General features: G+C 67.7%; 7 protein-coding genes. 1 reads left to right on the plus strand and 6 read right to left on the minus strand.

The window, feature by feature from the left end; all coding sequences use genetic code 11:
- The 6 genes from RTM68_RS15855 to RTM68_RS15880 form a co-directional block, all read right to left on the minus strand.
- The coding region (locus RTM68_RS15855; protein ID WP_312172758.1) for an ATP-binding cassette domain-containing protein at positions 1 to 305 on the minus strand (305 nt) is incomplete at its 3' end.
- A 74-nt stretch (positions 306 to 379) separates the two neighbouring features.
- A complete protein-coding gene (locus tag RTM68_RS15860) occupies positions 380 to 1,390 on the minus strand; it encodes a metal ABC transporter solute-binding protein, Zn/Mn family (protein WP_312172744.1) in 1,011 nt (336 codons plus the stop codon).
- Between the two features lie 123 nt (positions 1,391 to 1,513).
- Complete coding sequence (locus tag RTM68_RS15865; protein WP_312172745.1) at positions 1,514 to 3,196, minus strand: glycoside hydrolase family 13 protein; 1,683 nt, start codon at positions 3,194 to 3,196, stop codon at positions 1,514 to 1,516.
- A gap of 124 nt (positions 3,197 to 3,320) precedes the next feature.
- Positions 3,321 to 4,199, minus strand: coding sequence for a carbohydrate ABC transporter permease (locus tag RTM68_RS15870; RefSeq protein ID WP_312172747.1), 879 nt, complete (start codon positions 4,197 to 4,199; stop codon positions 3,321 to 3,323).
- Positions 4,199 to 5,155, minus strand: coding sequence for a sugar ABC transporter permease (locus RTM68_RS15875; RefSeq protein ID WP_312172749.1), 957 nt, complete (start codon positions 5,153 to 5,155; stop codon positions 4,199 to 4,201). Before RTM68_RS15875 ends, RTM68_RS15870 begins: the two co-directional genes overlap by 1 nt.
- Positions 5,152 to 6,453 (minus strand): ABC transporter substrate-binding protein, encoded by a 1,302-nt coding sequence (locus tag RTM68_RS15880; RefSeq protein ID WP_312172752.1) that lies wholly within the window; start codon positions 6,451 to 6,453, stop codon positions 5,152 to 5,154. Before RTM68_RS15880 ends, RTM68_RS15875 begins: the two co-directional genes overlap by 4 nt.
- 125 nt (positions 6,454 to 6,578) lie before the next feature.
- On the opposite strand from RTM68_RS15880, the gene RTM68_RS15885 reads away from it, so the two are divergent.
- Positions 6,579 to 7,299 (plus strand): ROK family protein (locus RTM68_RS15885; RefSeq protein WP_312172755.1); only part of this gene is annotated, 721 nt, incomplete at its 3' end.

The raw sequence follows: 7,299 nt of genomic DNA on the forward strand, positions 1-7,299 counted from the left end.
GGGAAGCCGAAGCGGCTGCCCTGCACGCCGAGAGCGACGAGGTCGCGAGCGCGCATGCTCGTGTCGGGCGCGAGCGAGCGCTGCTGGGGGATGTACCCGATGCGACGGTTGCCCTTGCGCACGGGCTCGCCGTCGACCTCGATCGTGCCGGCAGACAGGGGCTGCAGACCCAGGATGCTGCGCAGGAGAGTGGTCTTGCCCGAGCCGGACGGCCCGAGAACGGCGATGAACTCGCCGGGGGCGACCGTCAGATCGAGACCCGACCAGAGTTCACGGTCGCCGCGGCTGAGCGCGGCGCCGCGCACCTCGAGAACGGGCGTGCCGGCCGTGGGTCCGTGGCCGTCGCCGGTGGGTTCCTGAGCCTGTGGACCGGCCCCACTCACGACTGGAGGGCGTCGGCGAGGCTCTGGATCGCGTCACTCATCCACTCAGAGTACGACGATCCGTCGGGAAGCAGCTCCGTGAACGCGACAACCGGGATTCCGGCATCCCTCGCGGCATCCTCGACGCGCTGCGTCTCCGCACCGCCGGTCTGCGCGTTGGTGAGCACGGCCGCGACCGTGCCGCCCTCGATCTCCTGCAGCGTGGCGAGCAGGGTCGCGGGAGCGACGTCGGTGCCCTCTTCGACCGACTCGGCGAAGCCCTCGGGCGTCACGTCGGTGAGTCCGGCAGCCGTGGCGATGTAGCCGGGGAGCGGTTCGGTGATGATGACCTCGGCGCCGGCGGCATTCGTCTTGAGCGTCTCGAGGTCGGCCTCGAAGCCCTCGAGGTCGGCGGTGATCTTCTCGGCGTTGGCGGTGAAGTCGGCCTCGCCGTCGGGGTCGATCGCCGAGAGCTCCTCGGCGATCGCATCGACCACGTGCACCATCGTGTGGGGGTCGAACCAGACGTGCTCGTTGAAGCCCTCGATGTGGTCGTGACCCTCGTGTCCCTCTTCGCCCTCGGCGTGGTCGTGGTCGTGGTCCTCATCGTCGGCGGCGGTCTCGTCGGTGTGCTCGTCGTCGGCGTGACCCTCGTTGCCCGGGTAGTCGTGCGACGACTCGACGGCCGTCACCACGTGCACGTCTCCGGCATCCTGCAGCAGCGTGTCGATGAACGCGTCGTAGCCTCCGCCGTTCTCGATCACGAGGTCGGCATCCTTGACCGTCAGCCGGTCGCGTGCCGACGCCTCGTACGAGTGCGGATCCTGCGAGGCCGAGGTGATGATCGACTGCACGTCGACGCGGTCGCCGCCGATCTGCGCGGCGAGTGATCCGTAGACGTTGGTGCTCGCCACGACCTGGATCGTTCCGTCGGCATCGCCCTCCCCCGCGGCGGGGGTCGAGGAGCATCCTGCGAGCGCGAGAGCGGCGGCGGACACGAAGGCGAGGGCGAGGACGGGCTTCTTCATTGCTTCAGTGTACGAGCTAATGAGAACCATTATCAAATCGAGCGGCTCGCCTCACTGCGCTCGCTCGACGACCGGAAGACCCCCGGTCGTTGAGCGAGGAGCGCAGCGACGAGACGAGACGCCTCAGCCGGCCAGACCCGCGGGCGCGATCCAGACGGTCGAATCAGCCGGCACGGCGCCGCCGTCGATCGAGCCGAGCACGACATCCGCCGCATCCGCCCCGAGGTCGAAAGGCTCCGAGCCGAAGTTCGTCACGATCTGCCAGCCGTTCGGGCGAGCGAAGCGCAGCACGTCGGCGCGTCCGGTCTCGATCCACTCGAGGCTCTCGTCGGTCTGCAGTTCGCGGCGCAGGCGCAATGCCTCGCGGTACAGAGACAGCGTCGACGACGGGTCGGCCTCCTCGGCATCCACCGCGTACTCGGCGAACCACTCCGGCTGGGGCAGGTGCGCATCGCCCGCGCCGAATCCGAAGGACGATCCGGATGCCGTCCACGGCAGGGGCACGCGGCATCCGTCCCTCCCGAGCCCGTCGAACTCCGCCCCGCGGAAGAACGCCGGATCCTGGCGATCGTCGGGTCCGATCTCGGCGACCTCCTGCAGGCCGAGCTCCTCGCCCTGATACAGGTAGGTGCTGCCGGGAAGGCCGAGCAGCAGCAGCGTCGCGGCGTGCGCCCGACGGAGCCCGAGCTCGCGGTCGAGCTGGTCGGCCGGTCCGCCGGCGGCGACCCACTCGACGCCCTGCTTGACGCCCTTGCGACCGGCCAGCTGCGCGAGTCCGTATCGCGTCGCATGCCGCGTCACGTCATGGTTCGAGAGCACCCAGGTCGTCGACGACCCGGTCTCGCGCGCCTGCGCCAGGTTGTCGGCGATGATCGTGCGGAACTGCGTCGCATCGAAGTCGGCGACGAGCAGATCGAAGTTGAACGCCTGACCGAGGCCCTCGGCCGACGCGTACTTGGCCCGACGCTCCGGGGTGCTCACCCACGCCTCGGCGACGGCCGTGCGGGGCGGGTCGTACTCGTTGAAGACCCGACGCCACTCGGCGTAGACCTCGTGCACGTCGTCGCGGTCGTGCAGCGGGTGGTTGCCGTCGTGCGGCAGCAGCTCGAGCTCGGCGGTGCTGGGCAGCGGCTCGCTGAGGTCCTTGGTGAGCATGTGCGCGACGTCGATGCGGAACCCGTCGACACCGCGGTCCGACCAGAAGCGCAGGGTCGTCAGGAAGTCCTCCCGCACCTCGGGGTGATCCCAGTTGAGGTCGGGCTGCTCGGGGGCGAAGCTGTGCAGGAACCACTGACCGTCCTCGACGCGCTCCCACGCCGAGCCGCCGAACGCGGCGGTCCAGTCGGTCGGGGGCTCCGAGCCGTCGGGCCCCGCCCCCTCGCGGAAGATGTACCGCTCGCGGGCGGCCGAGCCACGGCCTGCGGCGAGCGCCTCCTGGAACCACTCGTGCAGATCGGACGAGTGGTTCGGCACGATGTCGACGACCACGCGGATGCCGCGCTCGTGCAACGCTGCCACCATCTCGTCGAAGTCGTCGAGCGTGCCCAGGCGCGGATCGACGTTGCGGTAGTCGGCCACGTCGTAGCCGCCGTCGGCCAGCGCCGAGGGGTAGAACGGGCTCAGCCACACCGCATCGATGCCGAGCTGCTGCAGGTAGTCGGCCCGCGAGACGATGCCCGGGATGTCGCCGAGCCCGTCGCCGTTCGCATCCGCGAAGCTGCGGGGGTAGATCTGATACACGGCGGCCTGTCGCCACCATGCTGCCGTCGTGTCGTCGCGGGTCTCGGTGAGAAGCGCATCGGTCATGAGGGGTATAGCTCCTTCGTGTTGCGGTCTGAGGTTGGGGGGCGTTTCGTCTCGGGCGGCTCCGCCGGCCTCGCTCAACGAACATCCGGTCGTCGAGCGAGCGAAGCGAGACGAAGCGCGTGTGTCAGCCCTTGACGGCGCCCTGCGTCACGCCCTCCATGACGAAGCGCTGCGTGAACAGGTACGCGAGGATCGCCGGGGCCATCGCCATGAGGTACGAGGCGAACGACACGTTGTAGTTGTTGCTGAACTGGGTCTGGAACAGGTTCTGGCGCACCGGCAGCGTCTGCATCGCCGGATCGGAGATGATCAGCGACGGCATCATGAAGTCGTTCCAGGCATAGAGGAAGGCGAAGATGCCGACCGTGGCGCTCATGGGTGCGAGCAGCGGGAAGATCAGCTGCCAGAACGTCTGCCACGTCGAGGCCCCGTCCATGCGGGCGCTCTCTTCGAGCTCGAGCGGGATGGACCGCAGGAACGCCGTGAAGAGCAGCACGCTGAAGCTGAGCTGGAACATGGTCGCGAGGATGATCACGCCGAACGGGTTGTCGAGCCCGACGCGTCCGGTCAGCTGGATCTGCGGCAGCGCCACGACCGGGAACGGGATGAACATCGCGGCCAGAAGGTAGAAGAACGACCAGCGGAAGAGGCGGTGGTCCCAGTTGCGGACGATCGCGTACGACGCGAACGCCGCGAGCACGATCGTCGCGATGACCGTGCCGGCCGTGACGAGCAGCGAGATGCCCGCGCCGACCGGGAACTTCGTGAGGTTCCAGGCCTCGACGAAGCCGTCGATGCTGAACGGTGCCGGCAGCGAGAACGCGTTGCCGTCGACGGCCTGACCGGTCGTCTTGAAGGCCATCGAGAGCGTGACGTACAGCGGAAGCAGCACCGTGACGGCGCTCAGGATCAGGATGATCGTGGTGGACCAGTTCACGCGCTCCATGCGGACGCGCGGCTTCTTTCCCGAGGCCGGGATGGTGGTGAGTGTCTGCGTCGACATCAGAGTGCGTTCCTTCCGCGGGTCAGCGAGAGCTGCAGCAGGGAGATGAGCACGGCGACGATGAAGAAGATCGTCGCGTTGGCCATCTGGTAGGCGTAGTCGCCGCCGTTGAAGCCCGCGATGATCGTCATCGCGACGCTGCGGGTGGAGGTTCCCGGGCCGCCGTTGGTGAGGCCGACGATGATGTCGTAGGCGTTGAGGAAGCCCTTGAAGCCGAGGATCACGTTGATCACGACGTAGCCGGCGACGAGCGGGATGGTGATGCGGGTCAGCTGCTGCGTCTTGCTCGCGCCGTCGATGCTCGCGGCCTCGTAGACCTCGCTCGGCACCGAGAGCAGACCGGCGATGTAGATCAGCAGCGCTCCGGGCACCGCCTGCCAGGCGGTGACGATCACGATCGCGACCCAGGCCAGGTCGGGGTTGGCGAGCAGGCTCGTCTCGAGCCACGGGATGCCGGCGGCGGCGCCCGCGGCGGGAAGCGAGTTCGAGAAGAGGAAGTTGAAGACGTAGGCGATGATGATGCCCGAGATCACCATCGGGATCACGAAGATCGTGCGCAGCCCGGTCTTGAAGCGGATGCGCGACGTGAGCCCCACCGCCAGCAGGAAGGCGATCACGTTGACGACGATGACCGTGGCGATCGAGAAGCCGAACGTGAACAGATAGCTCTGCAGGATGGCGGGGTCGCTGAACATCGCGATGTAGTTGGTGAGCCCGTTGAAGCTCCACTCGCCGATGCCGATCGAGTCCGTGAAGCTGAAGAAGATCCCCATGACGGCCGGCACCGTGATCGCCAGCGTGAAGATCACGAGCGTCGGCAGCAGGAACAGGTAGTAGATGGGCTCGACACGCCCCTTGCGACGGTGGAGCTTGCGCCCCTGCCCCGTGACGATCGACGTCGTGTCGGTCGTCGGGCTGTTCGGCCTCGTGGTGTTCGAGGTGGCGGTGGTGCTCACGGTGCGGACTCCTCTGTCTCGCCGGATGCCGCATCATCGGTCTTGGGAATCGGCGCGCGGAAGGCGATGCGTGCCCAGTCCGCGTCCATGGTGCGCAGCGTCGAGGTGGTCGACGCGCCCAGCGCCATCGCCTGGGCGTAGTTCATCACCGGGATCGTCTTGGGCACGAGCACCGAGGGACCCTGATAGATCTGTCCGTTCTCGTAGTACTCGATCATGCCCTCGATGCGCGGATCGTCGGGAGCCGGAGCATCCGTGGTCGGCGTGAATCCGAGCTGCGAGGCGTTGTACGCCTCGATGTTCTCGGGCAGGTAGAGGTACTCGAGGAACTCCCGGGCCGCCTCCTGGTGCTTCGATCCTTCGGGGATCATGGCGCCCAGGTCCATGTTGACGCGCACGCCGAGGTCGGCGGGGTCATCGGTCATGGGCAGCGGGAAGGTTCCCAGTTCGAGGTCGGGTGCCGTCTTGGCGATCTCGCTGAACGCCCAGGGGCCCTGCATGTACATCGCGGCCTCGCCCTTGCTGAAGGCCAGGTTGCCGTCGCCGTATCCGCGGCTCGCGGCATCCTCGTTCGTGTAGCCGTCCGCGAGCTGCATCATGCGATCCATGGGCTCGGCGAAGTCCTGCTCGAACGAGACGGGAGAGTCGGGACCGACCGAAGCCCCCTCCTCGGCCATCGCGTCGAAGAACTCGATCGTGTCGACCGAGCCTCCGATCGAGTAGTCGTACCAGCCCTGGCCGACCGTCCAGTCGTCCTTGAAGGTCGCGTAGAACGGGTCGATGCCCGCTTCCTTCAGCTGGTCGCACACGGCGATCAGCTCGTCCCAGGTCTGCGGCACCTCGAGACCCTGAGCGTCGAAGATCTCCTTGTTGTAGATGACCGATGCGGCCATCACCGAGTACGGCAGGGCGCTCGTGCGCCCCTCGCAGGAGCCGTACTGATCCATGAGCGGCTGCAGGTCGTCGCGGACGGATGCCGCGGCATCCGTGCCGGAGAGATCGCTCATGGCGCACCGCTGCACGAAGCGCGCGATCTCGTAGTTGTAGTTGCCGAGGATGAGGTCCGGCGGATTGCCCCGCACGAAGCTCGCCGAGATGACGTCGGGACCCGACGTGTCGATCTCGACGCGCACGTCGCTCTGCGACGAGTTGAACTGAGAGACGAGATCGGTCATGAAACCGATCGCCTCACGCTTGTTGAACGTGAAGCGGATCGTCTCGGTCCCGCCGGCCGTCGAACAGCCGGCCAGACCGGCACCGACCAGCACGAGCGCGGCCGCGCCGGCCACGAATCGCACCGGGGATGGAGATTTCGGAGACACCGTTGTCCTTTCGTCCTGTAGATCCGCAGACTAAATCTAGTGAGCGAATTTACTTCGATGAACGGTACTCTCTCATCTGGACGAGAGTGAGGTCAAGACCCGTGACAGAAGTATCCGCAGGTCTCGGCACCGGACGCGCGAGCGTCGGCACCGTGCTCGACTTCGCGTGGACGGCGGGCGAGTTCACCGCGACCGAGGTCATGGCCGTCACCTCGCTGACGCGCTCCACAGCCATCGACGCGATCGACACCCTCGTCAGCGCCGCCGTGCTGCACGAACTCCCGAACGCCCGGGCCGCGGGCAGCTACCGCGCAGGTCGCCCCGCACGGCGCTTCGTGCTGGCATCCGATCTCGGCGTGGTGATCGGGGTGGATGCCGGCGACAACCACGTCGCGGTCACCGTCGCCGACCTTCTCGACCGCACGCTCGTGCACCACAGGACGGACATCGATTCGACCCAGTCGGCCTCGGCTCGGCGCGCGACGATCCTGGGACAGATGGATCAGGCGCTCACCGAGGCGGAGGTCTCGCGCGACGAGGTCCTCGCGATCTGCGTCGGCGTCGCCGCGCCGGTGAATCGCGCGGGCATCTCTCCCCCGCATCCCGACGGCTTCTGGGAGCGGACCAATCCGGGCCTCGCCGAGGCCCTGCGCGACTGGGCCCCCGCCGTCGAGATCAAGAACGACGCACAGCTCGCGGCCATCGCCGAGGGCTCGGTGGGAGCCGCGGTCGGATGCCGTGACTACGTCGCCCTGCTCGCCGGCGAGCGCTTCGGCGGTGGCGTCGTCGTCGACGGCCACGTGCTGCACGGCGCGCACGGCG

The organism is Microbacterium sp. (assembly GCF_031988965.1).
GTDB lineage: Bacteria > Actinomycetota > Actinomycetes > Actinomycetales > Microbacteriaceae > Microbacterium.